This window comes from Candidatus Zixiibacteriota bacterium, from assembly GCA_029860345.1.
GTDB lineage: Bacteria > Zixibacteria > MSB-5A5 > GN15 > FEB-12 > JAJRTA01.
Window position 1 is genome coordinate 379514 of the sequence record JAOUBJ010000001.1, and the last position, 18412, is coordinate 397925.

At 54.9% G+C, this 18412-nt stretch carries 14 protein-coding genes and 1 tRNA gene; 9 read left to right on the forward strand and 6 right to left on the reverse strand.

Annotation, left to right across the window (positions count from 1 at the left end; all coding sequences use genetic code 11):
• The first annotated feature begins 98 nt into the window (after nucleotides 1-98).
• Nucleotides 99-1016, forward strand: coding sequence for a 3-hydroxyacyl-CoA dehydrogenase NAD-binding domain-containing protein (locus OEV49_01240; GenBank protein ID MDH3889681.1), 918 nt, complete (start codon nucleotides 99-101; stop codon nucleotides 1014-1016).
• The gene (locus OEV49_01245; protein ID MDH3889682.1) at nucleotides 1013-2251 is read left to right on the forward strand and encodes an acetate kinase; all 1239 of its coding nucleotides are present in this window, start codon (nucleotides 1013-1015) and stop codon (nucleotides 2249-2251) included. Before OEV49_01240 ends, OEV49_01245 begins: the two co-directional genes overlap by 4 nt.
• A gap of 40 nt (nucleotides 2252-2291) precedes the next feature.
• Here OEV49_01245 and OEV49_01250 read toward each other — a convergent pair whose 3' ends face one another.
• Complete coding sequence (locus OEV49_01250; protein ID MDH3889683.1) at nucleotides 2292-3209, reverse strand: polysaccharide deacetylase family protein; 918 nt, start codon at nucleotides 3207-3209, stop codon at nucleotides 2292-2294.
• 89 nt (nucleotides 3210-3298) lie between these two features.
• Between OEV49_01250 and OEV49_01255 the strand changes: the two genes are divergently transcribed.
• A complete protein-coding gene (locus OEV49_01255) occupies nucleotides 3299-4453 on the forward strand; it encodes an iron-containing alcohol dehydrogenase (GenBank protein MDH3889684.1) in 1155 nt (384 codons plus the stop codon).
• A 36-nt stretch (nucleotides 4454-4489) separates the two neighbouring features.
• Here OEV49_01255 and OEV49_01260 read toward each other — a convergent pair.
• Nucleotides 4490-4584, reverse strand: a tRNA-Sec gene (locus tag OEV49_01260).
• A gap of 172 nt (nucleotides 4585-4756) precedes the next feature.
• Here OEV49_01260 and pheA point away from each other — a divergent pair.
• Entirely contained in the window at nucleotides 4757-5587 is an 831-nt protein-coding gene (gene pheA, locus OEV49_01265; protein ID MDH3889685.1) for a prephenate dehydratase, read from the forward strand.
• A 345-nt stretch (nucleotides 5588-5932) separates the two neighbouring features.
• On the opposite strand, the gene OEV49_01270 is transcribed toward pheA, so the two are convergent.
• A complete protein-coding gene (locus OEV49_01270) occupies nucleotides 5933-7630 on the reverse strand; it encodes a glutamine--tRNA ligase/YqeY domain fusion protein (GenBank protein ID MDH3889686.1) in 1698 nt (565 codons plus the stop codon).
• Nucleotides 7631-7852: 222 nt separating this feature from the next.
• Here OEV49_01270 and OEV49_01275 point away from each other — a divergent pair, with 222 nt between their 5' ends.
• The 3 genes from OEV49_01275 (at nucleotide 7853) to OEV49_01285 (ending at nucleotide 12738) form a co-directional block, all read left to right on the forward strand.
• Nucleotides 7853-8314, forward strand: a complete 462-nt coding sequence (locus tag OEV49_01275; GenBank protein MDH3889687.1) for a MarR family winged helix-turn-helix transcriptional regulator — start codon at nucleotides 7853-7855, stop codon at nucleotides 8312-8314.
• A gap of 120 nt (nucleotides 8315-8434) precedes the next feature.
• Nucleotides 8435-9577, forward strand: coding sequence for an efflux RND transporter periplasmic adaptor subunit (locus OEV49_01280; protein MDH3889688.1), 1143 nt, complete (start codon nucleotides 8435-8437; stop codon nucleotides 9575-9577).
• Nucleotides 9577-12738, forward strand: coding sequence for an efflux RND transporter permease subunit (locus OEV49_01285; GenBank protein MDH3889689.1), 3162 nt, complete (start codon nucleotides 9577-9579; stop codon nucleotides 12736-12738). The genes OEV49_01280 and OEV49_01285 overlap by 1 nt, the downstream gene beginning before the upstream one ends.
• A 4-nt stretch (nucleotides 12739-12742) precedes the next feature.
• On the opposite strand, the gene OEV49_01290 is transcribed toward OEV49_01285, so the two are convergent.
• From OEV49_01290 to OEV49_01300, 3 genes are read right to left on the reverse strand one after another with little or no spacing between them, the layout of a single operon-like run.
• Nucleotides 12743-13798 carry a proline racemase family protein gene (locus tag OEV49_01290; protein MDH3889690.1) on the reverse strand — a complete coding sequence of 352 codons (1056 nt, stop codon included), beginning with the start codon at nucleotides 13796-13798 and terminating at the stop codon, nucleotides 12743-12745.
• Between the two features lies 1 nt (nucleotide 13799).
• A complete protein-coding gene (locus tag OEV49_01295) occupies nucleotides 13800-16163 on the reverse strand; it encodes a glycyl radical protein (GenBank protein MDH3889691.1) in 2364 nt (787 codons plus the stop codon).
• Between the two features lie 5 nt (nucleotides 16164-16168).
• Entirely contained in the window at nucleotides 16169-16954 is a 786-nt protein-coding gene (locus tag OEV49_01300) for a glycyl-radical enzyme activating protein (protein MDH3889692.1), read from the reverse strand.
• 107 nt (nucleotides 16955-17061) lie between these two features.
• Between OEV49_01300 and OEV49_01305 the strand changes: the two genes are divergently transcribed.
• Together OEV49_01305 and wecB are read left to right on the forward strand one after the other, a co-directional pair.
• A complete protein-coding gene (locus OEV49_01305) occupies nucleotides 17062-17244 on the forward strand; it encodes a hypothetical protein (protein ID MDH3889693.1) in 183 nt (60 codons plus the stop codon).
• A 77-nt stretch (nucleotides 17245-17321) separates the two neighbouring features.
• Nucleotides 17322-18410 (forward strand): UDP-N-acetylglucosamine 2-epimerase (non-hydrolyzing), encoded by a 1089-nt coding sequence (wecB, locus tag OEV49_01310; protein MDH3889694.1) that lies wholly within the window; start codon nucleotides 17322-17324, stop codon nucleotides 18408-18410.
• Nucleotides 18411-18412: the final 2 nt, after the last annotated feature.

An 18412-nucleotide genomic window follows, 5' to 3' on the forward strand; every position in this document is an offset into this window, starting at 1 on the left:
ATTCGGTTTGACCTGAGCCCAACTATGTGCTTACTTGACCATGAAACTATGGATGGGCCCGAGCCGAGTCGGGCCGACACAAAGGATTAGGTTATTCGATGTCAAGAACGAGAATAATAATCATAGGCGCCGGCGTGATGGGACAGGGACTCAGTGAGGCGATTGCTACTTCCGGCGAGGAAGTCACGTTGTGCGACAAGACAACCAAGCTGGCCGAGCGGGGTATCCGCGGTATCGGCGAGTCGATCGACCGAGAGATCCACAAGTGGGGCCTTACCCAGACCGACAAACGAGCTATACTTGCCCGAGTGTTTCCTTCGTCGGATGTGTCGCTGGCTGAAGATGCCGAGATCGTGATCGAGTGTATTCCCGAAAACCTTCAGAAAAAACGGGAACTGTTTATTGAGTTGGATAAAATCTGTAGTAGCGACGCTCTGCTGATTACCAATTCCGGCACCCTTTCAATCTCCGAGATCGCCGAGGCCACCCAGCGTCCGAGCAAGATTATCGGAATGCATTTTCTCAATCCGGTCACCAAGGTGCCGTTGGTTGAAATCGTCAAAGGTCTCAAGACCGACGAAGAGACTTTCCAAAGAGCGGTTGACTTTGCCGAGCTTCTGGAAAAGAAATGGATCACCGTCAACGAATATCCGGGCTATGTAACCACACGCATCATTGTACCGCTGCTGAACGAAGCCATGCATGTGCTGATGGAAGGGGTGGCCACAGCCGACGATATCGACAAAGCGTTGAAGCTGGGCTTCGGTTTCAACATAGGTCCATTGGCCCTGGCCGACATGATGGGTCTCGATGTGGTGATGTCGTGGATGGAGAACCTGCTGGCCGAGCTGTCCGAGCATAAATACAACCCTTGCCCGCTGCTTAGAAAAATGGTTCGCGCCGGGCATCTCGGTGTCAAAACCGGTTGGGGGTTTTTCCGCTACGACCAGGACGGCAACCGCATCGCCAACGGTTCAGATATAGCGCATGATAAAGAGGGGGAAAAGGTATCATGAAGTTGTTGGTGATCAACTGTGGCTCGTCCTCAATAAAGTACCAGCTTATCGACTCCGAAACCGAAGCGGCTCTGGCCATGGGAAACGTCTCGCGGATAGGTATGGCCGGCGCCGTACTTACGCACAAGCCGTTCGACCGACCGGAAGTAAAGGTGTCAGGCGAAATCCTCGATCACATAGTTGCTATCCAGTATGTCGTGTCGATTTTGATGTCGGAAAACCACGGTGTTATTGCAGACAAGTCCGAGATTGCCGCTGTGGGTCATCGCGTGGTGCACGGCGGTGAGACGTTTACAGAACCGGTTTTGGTCACGCCGGAGTTGATGCAGAAACTGCGTTCACTTATCGAACTGGCTCCGCTGCACAATCCACATAATATTCGCGGCATCAACGCAGCCATGAAAACGCTGCCCGGGGTGCCGCAGGTAGCTATGTTCGACACTGCTTTTCATCATCGGATGCCCCCCCATGCCTACATTTACGGCATCCCTTATGTGCTGTACAAACGGTATGCTATCCGGCGCTACGGTTTCCACGGCATGTCACACAGGTTCGTCAGTAACCGCACAGCCGACATTCTTGGTCGACCGATTGAAGAGCTTAAGATAGTCACTTGTCACCTGGGAAGTGGTGCTTCGATGGCCGCGGTCAAAGGCGGCGTGTCGGTGGATACCTCGATGGGCTTCACGCCACTGGAAGGGTTGTTGATGAGTACGCGGTCAGGTGATGTCGACCCGGCCATTATCCTGCACATCATGGCGCGCGAAGAACTCAACCTGCACGAGGCCAATACGCTGTTGAACAAGCATTCCGGCCTGTCTGGGCTTTCCGGAGTGTCGTCGGATCTGCGCGACATCGAGAGCGCCGCGGCCGACGGCAACAAAAACGCACAGTTGGCCATCGATGTTTACTGTTACCGACTAAAAAAGTACATTGCCGGGTACGCTGCGGCGATGAGTGGACTCGATGCATTGGTATTTACAGCCGGCGTTGGCGAGAACTCGTCGATGGTACGATCCAGAACATGCGAAGACCTGGCATGGATGGGTATCTCGTTGGATGAATCCCTGAACACTGAGTGCCAGGCCACCGAAACGGTGATTTCTGCCACTGACAGCAAAGTTCAGGTGCTGGTCGTGCCGACCAATGAGGAACTGGTCATCGCGCGCGAGACGAAACGGCTTGTGGAGTCGATTAAGCAAGCGGAACCTGCTAAGGCTGGGCAGGTGGAGTAGAGAGGCAACGCCAGACACCTCTTTCCACCCCCTGGTCACGTTACCTGAACACGCCCGCTTTTTCCAGATACCTATCCAGCCAGTCGGTGTCCTCGGATTCGTGCCACAGCGAACCTTCATAACCGCGCTCTTTGGCAATCGCAGCCACCCGCCCCTGGTTGTTGAGCAAAACGTCCGGGAGTTCATCGGCTATGGGATCGGTGTAGGCCTCGGTAGGCGAGATGATAGTCCAACCCTCGGCGCGGATGCGCGCGATCAGTGCATCTATGAACAGGGCAGCCACGTCGTTCTCGTGAAGCAGCAAGACATGCTTCGGAGAGCAACCCAACGTGCGCACAGCGATACTGTCATAGAATAGTATGCCCGACCAGAGAATGTCGACATACGCAACTTTGAGTTTTTCAAAATCAACCGCGCGATCATCTTTCAGCGCCGTTTGAAACGCTTTATCGATATACCAGTCGTAGTTGTCGACGGTCACGTAGCCATTGATGTAGCCGTGTTGCGCCAGGAGTTCACGCACACTGTCGCGCTCCGGCCGCGTGCGTCCTTCATGCAGATAGGGATACCGAAACCAATCGACCCGGGACGTGAACGATGTGAGCTCCTGGTGCGCGCGCGTGATGTTGGTGCCGAACCGCTTGGCGCCGACTTTGTCCAGATCGGGATGGTTGTGGGTATGATTGGCCAGAAGATGTCCGGCCTCAGCGTACAACTCCAGCCGCGCCCGCCCTGAATGACCGTCGAGCCGATTGGTGACACAATAGAAGACGACTTGTTCGATATCCAGGCTGTCGAGTTTTGCAATCAGTGTGCGAGTGCGCTCCATACCGGTCAGGTAGCCACGCCCGCTCATGGGAGCATCGTCGAAACTGAGCGCGATTTCACCGGCGGCGCAATACCCAGCGACTGCCAGCGATAACAATGTCGTTGTCAAGAGAACCATTATCTTGTTCATTAACTCAGTATCTGTTGATGACCGTTGCGCATCAACCAAAACATGCCCGGTGATTCGAGAGGATTGTAGGAAACTGAAGGAGATTCGATATGCAAAACTTTGACTACCGAAACCCGGTCCGCATTCTGTTCGGGAAAGGACAGATCGCCAAACTGGCAAGCCTGGTCGACCGCTCACACAAGATCATGTTGATCTACGGCGGTGGCTCGATCAAAAAGAACGGTGTGTATGACCAGGTGACCAAAGCGCTCTCCAAAGTGGACTTGATCGAATTCTCAGGAATCGAACCGAATCCGCAATACGACACCTGCATGAAAGCTGTGGATGCTATCAAGAATGAAAAGGTCGATTTCCTGCTTGCGGTCGGTGGTGGATCTGTGGTGGATGCCACCAAGTTCATTGCCGCGGCGGCTTGCTTCAAAGGCGCCGACCCATGGGCCATTCTCAGTCAGTGGAAACCGGTCAGAGAGGCGGTGCCTTTCGGTTCGGTGCTGACACTGCCCGGTACCGGGTCGGAGATGAACTCAGGCTCGGTGATATCGCGCGCCGAAACCGATCAGAAACTGTTCTTCAACTCACCGGCTGTCTACCCGCAGTTTTCTATTCTTGATCCCGAGACGACATTCAGCCTGCCGACAAGGCAAACAATCAACGGCATTATCGATGCCTATGTTCATGTCGCCGAGCAGTACCTGACATACCCGGTTAACTCTCCTCTGCAGGATCGATACTGCGAATCAGTCTTGCTGACTCTCATTGAAGAGGGGCCCAAAGTTCTGAGAGAGCCCAACGACTACGATGCCCGCGCCAATGTCATGTGGTGCGCCACTTGCGCACTAAACGGTTCGGTCGCTCCCGGTACCCCGAGCGATTGGGCGACGCATATAATCGGCCATGAGATCACCGCCCAGTACGGCCTGGACCATGCGCAAACATTGGCCCTGGTTCTGCCGGGAACTCTCCAGGTCCAAAGAGAGGCCAAGAAAGATAAGCTGTTGCAGTATGGCGCACGAGTGTTTGGCATCGACAGTGGTGCAGACGACGAACGTATCGACGCGACTATTACTGCGACCGAAGAGTTCTTCCGTTCACTGGGTCAGATGACACGCCTGTCCGAGTATGAAATCGCCGACGAAGCTTGCGATATCATTGCCAGGCGGATGGGCGCCAAGCCGGTGAAGTTCGGCGAGCATCAGGATATCGGCCAGGACAAAACGCGGGAGATAATGAAGCTGAGGGTGTGAGAAAAAGTGTACGTTCTTGGAACCGCATGTACAAAAGCGGAAGGGGTGGGAATCGAACCCACCGGGGACAGCATAACTGCCCCCCACACGGCTTTGAAGGCCGGGACCGCCACCAGACGGCATCCGCTTCCGAAAACAATATAGGAAATCGGACAAGCGACGGCAAACTCAGAATTCACAGCTGTCAGGCGAGCCGACAAGTCGGTTTCTCGCGCTACGCGCGCCGTCACCCTATCTTTGGCTCGGCACAATAACCGCAAGTGCGTGTTTCAGTGATTGGCAGATTTAACCGACAAACAGGTTATGGCAGTGAAAAAAGTAGCATTCCAGGGCGAACGAGGCGCCTTCTCCGAGCAGGCGGCCCGTCAGTTGGCCGGTAGTTCGGCGCGAGTTATCCCCTGCGATTCGTTCGACACTTTGTTTGACAGAGTCGAGTCCGGCAAGGCGACGGCCGGGGTTATTCCAATCGAGAATTCGTTGATTGGATCGATCCATCGCAACTACGATCTGCTGTTGGAGCGTGACCTTCATGTAATCGACGAGACCCAGGTGCGGGTGCTGCACTGTTTGATAGCTCCACCCGGAGTTACCGTGCGCAGGGTCAAAAAGGTTTTCTCCCACCCGGCGGCTCTGGATCAGTGCCGCAGGTTTTTCACCAAGCATCCGGGCCTGTCCGCTGAACCGTTCTACGACACGGCCGGTGCGGTCAAGATGCTCTCAGAGGAAACACCTCCCAATGCCGCCGCGATAGCCTCTCCCCTGGCCGCTGAAATCTACGGTATGAAAGTACTGCGCAAGTCGATCGAGGATGAAAAGTTCAACTTCACCCGTTTCCTGTTGTTGTCAAAAAAGATGCGACCAGTGCGCGGTGTGGCCAAAACATCGGTGGTGTTCTCATTGAAGAACGAACCGGGAAATCTCTACCGTGCCCTGTCGGTGTTCGCACTGCGTGATATCGATCTGCGTAAGATCGAGTCGCGCCCCTCCCGACGCAAGGCATGGCAGTATTACTTCTATGTCGATTTCATTGGATCGCTGGACGAGGATCGGGTGAAGTATGCATTGGCCAATCTCGATGAGATCACGCATTTTGTCCGGATACTCGGCTGCTACCCGGCCCGCGTGAACGGGTGACGCGGTCAATCGCTTTTTGTGCTTCGCACTCGTTGAATTTCAGATATAGCACGGGCCTGCTTTCGCGTGTAGTTTCCGTGTGAACTTGGTACCCCACCCAAAGCGCTTCGCGTCGGGTGGGTTTACTTTGTGCAAAGAGGATTCCACCTGTCGCTTCGCTCTGGGTGGAGTACCGAAGACAGAGCGCTCATAGTACGGCTACGCTCACCCCTCGACTCCGCTCGGGGTGACATGGTGTCGAAACCTCGCTTCGCGGCCATAAATGGCTCTGACTCCCTTCGGACCAGGGGTTTCCGACCACATTGATTTGACCGTGTCACCCTGAGCGGAGTCGAAGGGTCGCCCCTACTTTCCCTTTTGACCCTTGTTGATCTTGGCCCAGGTATCACGCAGAGTTACGGTGCGGTTGAATACCAGTTTGTCCGGCGTTGAATCTTTGGCGTCAACACAGAAATATCCCTGGCGTTCAAACTGGTAGGTTGTTCCCACCTTGGCATCCTTGGCAGCCGGTTCCAGTTTGGATTGGTCGAGGATTTCCAGCGAGTTCGGATTCAGGTTCGACGTAAAATCTTCGCCCTCTTCTGTAGCCAGGGGATTCTCCTTTGCAAACAGATGATCAAAGAAGCGCAAAGTGGCGTCAATAGCATGTTCGGCCGATACCCAGTGCAACGTGGCCTTAACCTTGCGCCCATCCGGCGAGGAACCGCCGCGCGACTCGGGATCATAGGTGCATCTCAATTCCACGATATTGCCATCGTCGTCCTTGATGGCTTCCTTGCATTTGATAAAGTAGGCGTATCGGAGCCGAACCTCGCGTCCCGGCGCCAGCCTGAAGAACTTCTTGGGCGGGTCTTCGTGGAAATCATCGCGCTCGATATACAGGGCCTTCGAAAACGGCACTTGGCGCGTCCCGGCAGAGTCATCTTCCGGGTTGTTGATTGCTTCCAACTCTTCGGTCTGACCTTCGGGGTAGTTCTCGATCACAACTTTGAGCGGTTTAAGCACGCCCATAAGACGCGGCGCATGTTTGTTGAGGTCTTCTCTAACCGCAAATTCGAGATCGGCCATCGAGACGATACTGTCGCGCTTGGCTACTCCGATACGCTCCAGAAAAGTGCGGATCGCTTTAGGCGTGTATCCTCTTCGCCGCAGTCCGGCTATGGTCGGCAGTCTGGGATCATCCCAACCGGTGACATGACCCTCGGTGACGAGTTTGAGCAGCCTGCGCTTGCTGAGCACGGTGTAACTTAGATTCATTCGCGCAAACTCAATCTGCTGGGGATGGAACACTTCCAATTGGTCGAGGAACCAATCATATAAGGGTCGGTGGTCCTCAAACTCCAGCGAGCAGAGCGAATGGGTAATGCCTTCGATCGAATCGGACAGACAGTGCGTGAAGTCATACATCGGGTAGATACACCACTCGTCGCCGGTGCGATGGTGGTGAGCGTGCAGGATGCGATAGAGCACCGGGTCGCGCATGTTCAGGTTGCCGGAGGCCATGTCGATTTTCGCCCGCAGTACGCGCGTACCGTCCGGAAAATCGCCTGCTTTCATTTTCGCGAACAAATCCAGGTTTTCATCGACCGAACGATCCCGGTATGGACTGTTCTTGCCCGGTTCGGTCAGGGTGCCCCGATACTCGCGGGTCTCGTCGGCGTTGAGATCGCAGACATACGCCTGTCCGATCTTGATCAATTGAACGGCGTGCTCATAGAGTTGATGAAAGTAGTCCGAAGCATAGTACAGCCGGTCTTCCCAGTCGCAACCCATCCACCGAATGTCCTCCAGGATGGAGTCCACAAACTCAACCTCTTCTTTGACCGGGTTGGTATCATCAAATCTGAGGTTGCACAGACCGCCAAACTCGGCCGCCATACCGAAATTGAGACAGAAGGCCTTGGCGTGGCCGATGTGCAAACAACCGTTGGGTTCCGGGGGAAAACGAGTATGCACCCTTCCCTCATGTTTTCCTTTGGCGACATCGTCTGAGATGATGGTTCTTATGAAATTGGATGGTGCCGTTGCTTCGTTATCTGACATGTTCTCACTTTCTGTGTTATTCACAAACTATGGCCTCACCCTTATGGCGAGATTTCGGCAATGATAACTATCCGGCCCGCGATTGTAAATCGAATTATTCCCAAAAGGAGTCATAGGAGAGCGAGCGACCATGAGTACAGTTCGTGGTTCTGCCTTGAGAAAATAGTTGCGATTGCAACGATCTCTTCGTACCATATTCAGCCCGATCGACAGGGTTCAATTATGAGTAAACACCGAAACATATTGTCACCCCCTTTTGGACGCACCATCGGCATGACAGCCAGGGCGTTCAAGAAGAGGCTGAGCCGCAATCTGCTCAACTCCGGAACCGATATCACGGCCGATCAGTTTATTACACTGATGAATGTGCGACTCAGAAACGGACTGTGTCAGCGGTCGGTTACGGACATACTCGGATGCGACAAGACCAAGACGACGCGGATTATTGACGCTCTGGAGAAAAGAAAACTGGTCACCCGGGTGCCTGACAAAGTGGACCGACGACAAAAGATTGTTCATGTCACGACCAAAGGTAGAGCGACCTGTCTTCGGCTTCAGTTAGTTGGAGAAACAACACAAAAGGAAGCGCTTCGCGGAGTGCAGGCAGGCCGGTTGAAAATCTGCCGCGGAGTGCTGGATCAGGTTTTGGATAACCTGAATAGGAGAGATGAAACCAATGATTGATCATAGGTGCAGATGCAATCGTCATAAGAGCAACCGTTGGGGATGCCGGGTCGTTACGTCCGGCCTGATAAATCCCAATATCTGTCGGTCGCCTTACTCCACTTTGTGCGGGGAGCATTCATGAACCGAGTTACCAAGGTTATCTTGCCGCTCGTGATTCTGGGCTTGGGCGCGCTTTCCATGATGGTATTTCTGGGACTGCGCTCGGACCCGCCGCCGCGGGAACACACTCCACGACCGAAGATCGTTCAGGCTTATCTGGTGGATATTCATCCGGTAGCTACAGATATCACCGCCTATGGCCGGGTGGTCAGCGCACAACCGCTGGAATTGTACAGTGAAGTATCCGGAGAACTTATGTCCGGCCAGGTTGAGTTTCAGCCGGCTCAGGATTTTTCCAGGGGTGATCTCCTGCTCAAGATTGACGATCGACAGGCCCGGTTGCGGCTGAACAGTTCCAAGAGCGAACTTCTATCGGCTCTGGCCATGGCCCTGCCTGAGATCAAGACCGACTTTGGCGAGGCGTGGGAAGATTGGCGGGAGTTTTTCTCCGGCTGTGACTTTGATCGCGGCCTCCCGGCCTTGCCCGAGACATCCAGCGAACGCCTAAAGCTGCTGCTGGCCCGATTCAATGTTTATAAGTTGTATTACGCAGTACGAGATCACGAGATCGTGCTTGAGAAGCACCTGTTTTACGCACCCTTCGACGGGTCGATTCTCCAGGTCAACCTGAGGTCCGGCTCGACGGCTCGTAGCGGCAGCCTGCTGGGCAGCATAATCAGTCTGGAGCGACAGGAGGTGCAGGTGTCGCTGCCTGCCTCAGAACTCGGTTGGATCGACGACAGCCGACCGGTGGTTTTGACCTCTTCTGAGACCGCCGAGAGTTGGCGCGGCCGCGTGGCGCGTATCGGCAAAAACGTCGACACACGCACCCAGACGGTTGATCTGTTTGTGGCCGTTGATCAGCACGGCGCACCGCCGTTGTTGAATGGAGTTTTCCTGCAGGCATCGATTCCCGGTCGCACGATCGACAGCGCCGTGACGATTCCTCGTAGCGCCATCTACGATGACAAAAGCGTCTACCGGGTTGTAGACAGCAAGCTGCAAAGCTGCGAAGTCACCGTTGCCCGCTGGGAGGTTGACTCGGCAATAGTTGCGGCGGGCCTCAATAACGGGGATACCTTGGTGGTCGAGGCGTTACAGGGTGTGACTGCGGGAATGCCGGCTACGCCAAAACTGAGCAGCGATGAAGGAAATCTCTGATGCGCCGGGTTATTGCCTACCTCATTCGCTATCCGGTGTGGACGCACGTGCTGTTGTTCAGTGTGATCGGTTTTGGTTTGATCTCTCTGGTCCAGTTGCGTTACTCTTTCTTTCCCGAGACTACACCCAGCGTGATCACAATCCAGGTCGCCTATCCCGGTGCTTCGCCTGACGAGGTTGCCGAAGGTGTAGTACTCAAGATAGAGGAGAATCTCGACGGACTGCAGGGAGTCGACCGAGTGACTTCCGTCTCCAGAGAGAATTTCGCTACGGTGAGTGTTGAGATCACTCGAGAGGCGGAACTGGACAAAGTTCTGACCGATGTGAAAAATGCTATCGATCGTATCAACTCTTTCCCGGTTGACGCCGAGAAGCCGGTGATCTTTGAACAGAAGTTCCGCATGCGGTCTTTGTCGGTGGTCTTGTACGGTTCTACCGACTTGTACAACCTGAAGTATATCGCCGAAGAATTCCGAGATGAACTGATGGCCACAGAAGGCATTTCGCAGGTGTCTTTTGAAGGATTGCCCAACCTTGAGTTTGCAATCGAAGTGTCCGAGTCGGACCGGCGACGCTACGGTATCGGTTTCGATGAAATCACAGCCGCTGTTCGCAAAGCCAACCTGAACATTTCCGGCGGCAAATTCGAAACAAGGGACGAAGAGATCCTGATCCGCGCCTGGGGTCGGGATTACTACGCTTCGGAACTTTACGACCTGCCGGTGCGTGGAGCTCAAGACGGCAGTGTTGTCTATCTGCGGGACCTGGCAACCGTCACCGAACAGTGGGAAGACATTCCGGATAAACGGTACTACAACAACCAAACCGCCGTCATCCTCAATCTTGATCAGACTGAGCAGGAAGATATAATTGCCATCGCCGACAGCACCAGAGCGTACATTCAACGCTTCAACGATTCGCACGAAAAGGTGCAGGCGGTCGTCTGGGATGACCGCACTATTCCGTTAAGACAGCGTATCGATTTGTTGATGAAGAACGGGCTGATCGGTTTGATGCTGGTCATAATGGCCCTGGGGTTCTTCCTGAAACTGAGACTGTCATTCTGGGTCGCCGTCGGCATTCCGTTCTCGTTTGCGGGTATGTTGATCGTGGCCGGGTTTTGGGGAATCACTATCAACGTGATTTCGCTATTCGGAATGATCATCGTGGTAGGTATCCTCGTCGACGATGCCATTGTCGTGGCCGAGAATATTTACAGCCACTATGAACGCGGGGCGCCGGCGCTGAAAGCGGCCATTGACGGCACGATGGAAGTTCTGGCGCCGGTGACAACTTCGGTGTTGACAACGGTTATTGCATTTGTCCCTTACTTCTTTCTCGACGGCATGCTCGGCAAGTTCATCTGGCACATGGCGCTGGTGGTTATTGCGTCGTTGTTGTTTTCGCTGGTGGAGGCTTTCTTTGTCCTCCCGGTTCACCTGGCTCACTCACGCGGTCTCGACATAAAACAATCAATCCCGGCAATTCGTCGGAAGATCGAAGGTATAATCCACGTGCTAACGCATCGCGTCTATGCTCCGTTTTTGCGCAAGGCGTTAACATACAAGTGGATCACAATAGTTACACCCATCGCCCTCGTAATGATGACCTACGGCATGATCCGAGGCGGCCTGATCGGCGTGACGATCTTTCCCTTTGTGGACCGAGATACAATTCCAATCAACGTCTCGCTGGTGGCCGGACGACAGGAAAAGGACACCGACTCTCTACTGGCTCACGTCGAGCGGGTTTGCTGGCAGATTAACGATGAGATCAAAAGCGAACGCGAAGACTCGGCCGACGTCGTCCTGGGCATCAAGCGAGAGATTGGCACCAACTCGCTGGGAGAGTCCGGTGGTCATGCCGGACGAATTACGCTGCAACTTCTGGACGCCGAACTTCGCGACATGCAGAGCTATCTCATTGCCAACCGAATCAGGGGCGCCGTGGGGTCTCTGCCCCAGGTTGAGAATATCACATACGGAGGATCGGGGCACTTCGGCAAACCGATTTCGGTCAGCCTGCGGGGTCACGACTTTGAACAGTTGGACAAAGCGCGTGACCTCTTGGTGGCGCGAATGGGAGAGTTCAGCATACTCAAGGATGTAACCGACTCCGATCAGGAAGGTCGGCGTGAGATTGATATCAAACTCAAGGCACGAGCCCATGCGCTTGGTCTCACCCTGCAGGATGTGGCCGGTCAGGTGCGGCAGGGATACTTCGGCCAGGAGATCCAACGCATCCAGCGGGGACGCGACGAAATCAGGGTGTGGGTACGGTATCGCCGTGAAGATCGGCTGGCTCTGGGACAGATAGATCAGATGCGCATTGTTGCTCCCAGCGGCAACGTCTACCCTTTCAGCGAGCTGGCCGCCTACAGTATTAAACGCGGGCTTACAACCATCAACCATGTCGATCGCAAACGCGAAATCAAGGTCGAGGCAAACCCGACCGAGGTGGAGGCGGACCTGCCACCGATCCTGGCTCAGATTGAAGATGATGTTCTGCCCGGCATACTGGCGCAGGTGCAGGGGGTCACGGCTTCCTTCGAAGGCCAATCGCGCGACCAGATGAAGATGCTGAAATCTATGCGCAGGACTTTTCCGGTAGCTCTGTTGGGAATGCTCGTCCTGGTGGTATTGGTCTTCAGGTCCTACGCCCAGGCCGGCCTGATATTTTCGTTGATTCCCATCGGCGTGCTGGGCGCTATTTGGGGCCACGGCATCCAGGGGATTCAGATCAACATGCTTTCATTTGTGGGCATACTCGCCCTCTCGGGAATCATCATCAACGACGCAATCATCTTAGTCGACCAGATCAACCGCAATCTAAGGCAGGGGCAGCAGGTGTTCGAGGCTGTCCACGCAGCCGGAGTGGCCCGCCTGAGACCGATTCTGTTGACCACTATTACCACGTCGCTGGGGCTGGCGCCGCTAATTCTGGAGACAAGCCGTCAGGCACAGTTCTTGATCCCGATGGCCGTAGCCATTGCTTATGGATTGATCTTTGGAACATTGATCCTCTTGATAATCCTGCCGTCAACATTTATGGCCTTTAGTTCCATCCGAGTCACCTGGGCGCGTCTTCTGCACGGTCGAAAGTTTGAACGCGAGGAAGTCGAACCGGCGGTCAGGGAACTGTCACGACCGGTTGTTGACTGACAAATCACCTGAGGATAAAACCGTCGCGCCGGGGGTCGTTTGGATCGATCAGGAACTCATGTCGTCCGGTGATGTAGGCGCTTCCCCCCACTTCCGGGATCACAGCGGACTGCTCGCCAAAAGTAGTCTCTTCCACAATGCGACCGGTGAACTTGCTACCGATAATGCTCTCGATTACAACTGTTTCATCCAGGGCAATCTCGTTGCGAGCAGCCAGCAACGCCAGCCGCGCACTGACTCCGGTGCCGGTCGGGCTGCGGTCGACCTCCCCTTCGGCGAATATGCAAACGTGACGACTGTGTGATGATTTGTCGGCCGGCGGTCCCGTGAAGATCGTGCCGTAAAGGAAACTTAGATCGGGTTCAAAGGGATGAATAACCGGACGGCTCTGCATAATCGCGCGCTTGATTCGCATGCCCGTGTCGATCAGCGCCGCATAATGCTCCGGCACACACTCAAGGCCTACCTGAGCTGCGTCGACAAAGGCATAAAAGGCGCCGCCGAAGGCCAGATTATATGACACCGCGCCGAGTTCCGGCAGCTCGATAGTCTCGTTCAATGCCTGAGCAAATGATGCAACGTTGCGAAATGAAACGGAGGTGACCGATTCGTCCTCCAGATGCGCAAACGATGTCACCAAGCCGGACGGTGTGTCGATTCTCACCTGAGTTACCGGAACGCTTTTCGATACCAGCCCGAGTTCCACTGCAACTTTGGTCACTGCGATGATACCGTGGCCGCACATGCTGGAGTATCCCTCGTTGTGCATAAAGAGAACGCCGAAATCGGAACCTTCCGTCACCGGTGGCGTTGTCAGGCAACCGTACATGTCGGCATGGCCGCGTGGCTCCCACATTATAGTTGTGCGAAGATGATCCAGATTCTCAAGCAGGTAGCGACGTCGATCCAGAATTGTCTTTCCCGGCAGTTCGGGGAAACCGTCCAGGATAATGCGCAACGGTTCCCCCCCGGTGTGCGCATCGATGGTGCGAATCTTCAACCAGTGCGCCGGTGGCTCCCAGTCGTCGGCACATCGGGGCCAGAGGAACGGCGCCTTCATGTTAGAATGTGCCCTGTTCAGTGCGACGGATGATCTCGTCTTGCAGGGCGTCGGTCAGGTCCACGAAATAGTCGCTGTATCCCGCTACCCTGACAATGAGGTCACGATGTTTGTGCGGTTCTTTCTGGGCGCAACGAAGGGTCTCTGCCGTCACCACGTTGAACTGTACGTGATGCCCGTCCATGGTGAAATAGGTGCGCACCAGGTGAGCCAGTTTGTCCAGACCGTCCTGATCCTGCAAAAGCTGCGGACTGAATTTCATATTGAGAAGAGTGCCGCCGGTTCGCAGATGGTCGATCCCGGCCGCCGAGTTCATGACAGCCGTGGGACCCTGTCGGTCGGAACCCTGCACCGGCGAGATACCTTCGGATAGCGGAACACCGGCCGCTCTTCCGTCCGACATGGCGCCGACTACACTACCGAAGTAAATGTGACAAGTGGTCGGCAGCAAGTTGATGCGATGATGACCGCCGCGAGTGTTGGGGCGGCCGTCAAGAAGTCCGAAGTAGCTCTCAAAAACGCGACGGGCCAAATCATCGGGATATTTGTCGTCATTGCCGTACTTCGGCGCATCCTGCTGCAAGGTTTTTTGCAGCTCCGGATCATTGGCGAAATCCTCCCGCAAAACGTTCACCAATCGGGGGAACGTAACGGTAGGATGATCGAACACGTGGAACTTGATGGCGGCCAGACAATCGGTGACGCTTCCCAGACCCACACCCTGAAGGTATGAGCTATTGTAACGAGCACCACCGGCGTTGTAATCCGTGCCGTCGGCGATGCAGTCATCAACCAATACTGAAAGGAAGGGCGCAGGAAGGTTCTTTGCCCACAAGCGTTCGATGATCAGGTTGCCCTTGATTTTGATGCCGATGAAGTGAGCCAGTTGATCCTCAAAGGCTGCATAGAATTGATCGAACGTCTCAAAAGAGGCTGGGTCGCCGGTTTCGAGGCCGATTTTCTCACCGGTGCGCGGATCAAGACCATTATGAAGGGTGATCTCCAGGACCTTCACGATGTTGAAGTACCCGGTCAGGATGTATGCCTCTTTACCGAAGGCACCGGCTTCGACACATCCACTGGCGCCGCCGTTTCTGGCATCCTCCGGCGTCTTCCCTTGCCGCAGGAGTTCGGATATGATAGCATCAGTATTGAACAGCGATGGTTGGCCGTAGCCGGTTTTGATGATCTCAAGGGCTCGCATAAGCAGCCGCTGCGGACTCTTCTTGGCAATCTGCACCATCGAACTTGGCTGCAAAAGACGCATCTCTTCAATGACATCAAGAATCAGATAGGACAATTCGTTGGCTCCATCGGACCCGTCCGGTTTCACACCACCGACATTGATCAGACAAAAGTCGGTATAGGTGTTACTTTCCTGCGCCGTGACGCCCACCTTGGGCGGCGCCGGTTGGTTGTTGAACTTGATCCAAAAAGACTGCAACAACTCACGCGCGCGCTCAGGTGTCAGTTTCCCTGAGGCAATATCGCGTTGATAAAACGGGAGCAAGTGCTGATCAAGGCGCCCCGGGTTGAAAGAGTCCCAGGTATTCAACTCGGTGATGACACCGAGATGCACGAACCAGTAATACTGGAGGGCCTGCCAAAAACTGTCCGGGGCATGGGCCGGAACGCGACGACATATCTCTGTCATCTGCACAAGCTCGGCCTTACGCTCGGCATCGGAGGTTTCTTGGGCCAAACGCTCAAGTTCATCGGCATGTCGGTTGGCCAATCCGATCAGAGCATCGGTGGTGATGGACATGGCGGTGAGTTGGTCCCGTTTGTCCAGGGCGCCGGGGTCGTATTGAAAGTCAAGCCGTTCAATGGCGGCACTGATGTCGGCTTTGAAGTCGAGCATCCCCTTATGGTAGATTTTGTCATCGAGCACGGTATGACCCGGCGCGCGTTGTTCTTGAAACTCCGTGAACACGCCTGAGTCGTAAGCAGTCTTCCAGTCAGGGTCCATCTCTTCAAAGATGCGGTCCCTAAGAGAACGACCCGACCAAAAGGGGATCACCGTTTCGCGCTGGAGATCACGCACCTCATCGCTGACGGCGAACGAGATTTTGGGGCGATCATTCAATATAGCCAGATCGTCCAGACTATGGGTGCAAATCTCAGGATAGGTCGGCGTTGCCTTGGGCGCTTCACCGCGTTCGCCCACGATCAACTCGCCTGAGTTTATGCATATAGTTTTGTGCTCAAGAAGATACGCAAAGGCCAGGGCCCGGGCTACCGGTGTTGAAACCTGTTGCGGCTTGCCGCTACTATAAAACTCCGTTAGGAGCACCGCCCGTTCAATCGAAACCCGGGGCGTGGCGTCGAGACTCTGGAGCCGCAGTCGTTTGATCCGGTCGTTCATGCAGACTATCCTCCGACTTTTATCTTGAATCCATGTGACTCGAACCGGCGAACCACCGATGCCGTCTGCTCATCGGTTTGAGGCCTAAGCTCGCCCAACCGTTGTACCTGGGCCGGGTCCTTAACCTTGTGATGGAAATAATGATGATACTCCAATAGGCTGATTTGATCGATTTGCGACAGTGGTTTTACAAAGGCGCAGATGGCCTCTATGTTCTCCGGCGTGTCGGTGATGCCGGGTATCATGGGCACCCTGATGATGATAGCACATCCCAGATCGGCCAACATCTTCAGGTTGTCGAGGATCAATCGGTTTGACACCCCGACGTGCTCTTGATGCAGTTTGGCATCCATTATCTTGAGATCATACAAGAACAGCCCGACCAATTCCACGATACTCCGAATCTTCTCGCCGGGCGCATAGCCGGTTGTATCAACAGCGGTATGAATAGATCGTCTCCGGCAGGCCTTAAGAAGTTCGGTCAAGAACTCAAACTGCATCAACGGCTCACCGCCCGTGAAGGTTACGCCACCGCCGGACTGATCATAGTACGGAACATCGCGAGCCACCGCATCTATTACATCATCGGGCGGGACCGACCCCTTGGTGAGCGATGCGCGACTACCGTTGCCGCGTTGATCGTCGGGTGCGGCAGATGGGCAGCGGCTCTCCGGATTGTGACACCACCAGCAGTTCAAGGGACAACCACGCAAAAACACGGAGGTGCGAATACCGGGGCCATCATGGATGGCGTAACGTTTCAAGTCGAATAGGGCGCCTTCTACGGGCACAACAGGACTCCTGAATACGGGCCGCTCACTTTCACTGCCGGCCACAATATACAGAGGATAGGGTTTTTTGGGCAGAAAAATGACAATACTTGCGGCCGGTTTGAGCGATGGCCAAGGCTGAGACCAGCGCCGACGGAGTGGATGACGTGCTGTCGGGCGACTCGCCTGACAGCTTGCGGGTGGTGTCGGGCGGGGTCGCCCAACACCACTCACCAAGATCGCCCGACGAAATGAGAATTCCACACCACGTGAAGCATCTGGCTCGCAGTGACGTTGATTTGCACTTTTGACTGTGACTTCAGAACTGGAAGACGAAGTGGATTATACTTGAGTTGGCCGCAGCGCTCACCTATTATGTTGGGCAATAATGAAGAGCAGACCCAAAGTTGTGTCAATCGTCGGCGCCCGTCCACAATTCGTCAAATTGGCGCCGTTGTCTCGCGCCCTGACCGGGCAGTGCCGTCATGTTATCGTCCATACCGGTCAGCACTACGATGACAACATGTCGCAGTTGTTTTTTCGACAACTCAGACTGCCGCGTCCGCAAGTGAACTTAGGTCTAAGCGGCGGGCGGCATGGCGCTATGACCGGTCGCATGCTGAGCGCTATCGAGAAACTGTTCAGCACCGATCGGCCGGATTTTGTAATTGTCTACGGCGACACCAACAGCACCCTGGCCGGCGCCCTGGCCGCAGCCAAGCTGTCTATCCCGGTCGGACATGTCGAGGCCGGGATGCGATCATTCGTAAACGACATGCCGGAAGAGATCAATCGGCGGTTGACCGACCACCTGGCCCAGGTACTTTTTTGCCCGACCGACACATCCATGAAAAACCTGCGCGCCGAGGGGATCAAGCAGAACCTTGTCCACTCCGGTGACTTGATGTACGAGCTGCTGCACGATTCGCGCAGTGTTATCAGAGCACACAAGCAAACTCTGCGTCGCTTCAATCTGACGGCCGACCGGTATTTGTTGATAACCGCGCACCGCGCCGCCAACGTCGACACCGTGGAGAACCTGAAGCGGTTGGTTGAGGTTTTTCGATCTGTGGATCTCCCCACGCTTTTTCCGGTGCATCCACGCACGCGGATGCAGTTGAAACGTAATCGCCTGTGGCCAACGCTGCATAAGTTGGAAAACCTGATTCTCTGTGAACCGCTCGGTTATCTTGACACCCTCACGGCGGCCATGCATGCCCGCGCCGTTCTGACCGATTCCGGTGGGTTGCAGAAGGAGGCGCTGTTTCTGGGTACGCAGGTGCTCACTATGCGCGAAGAAACGGAGTGGGTCGAGACGTTGGGGCGCGGCAACCGATTGGTCGGTCTGGACGCCAAGCGTATTCGTCGCGCTCTGGATAATCCACAGAAGGTCGGGCGGATACCGTATCTGATCAAGCGCCGCCGACCCTCGCACATAATAGCTGCAACTGTTAATCGATTCCTGACGGGGAGGTAGCG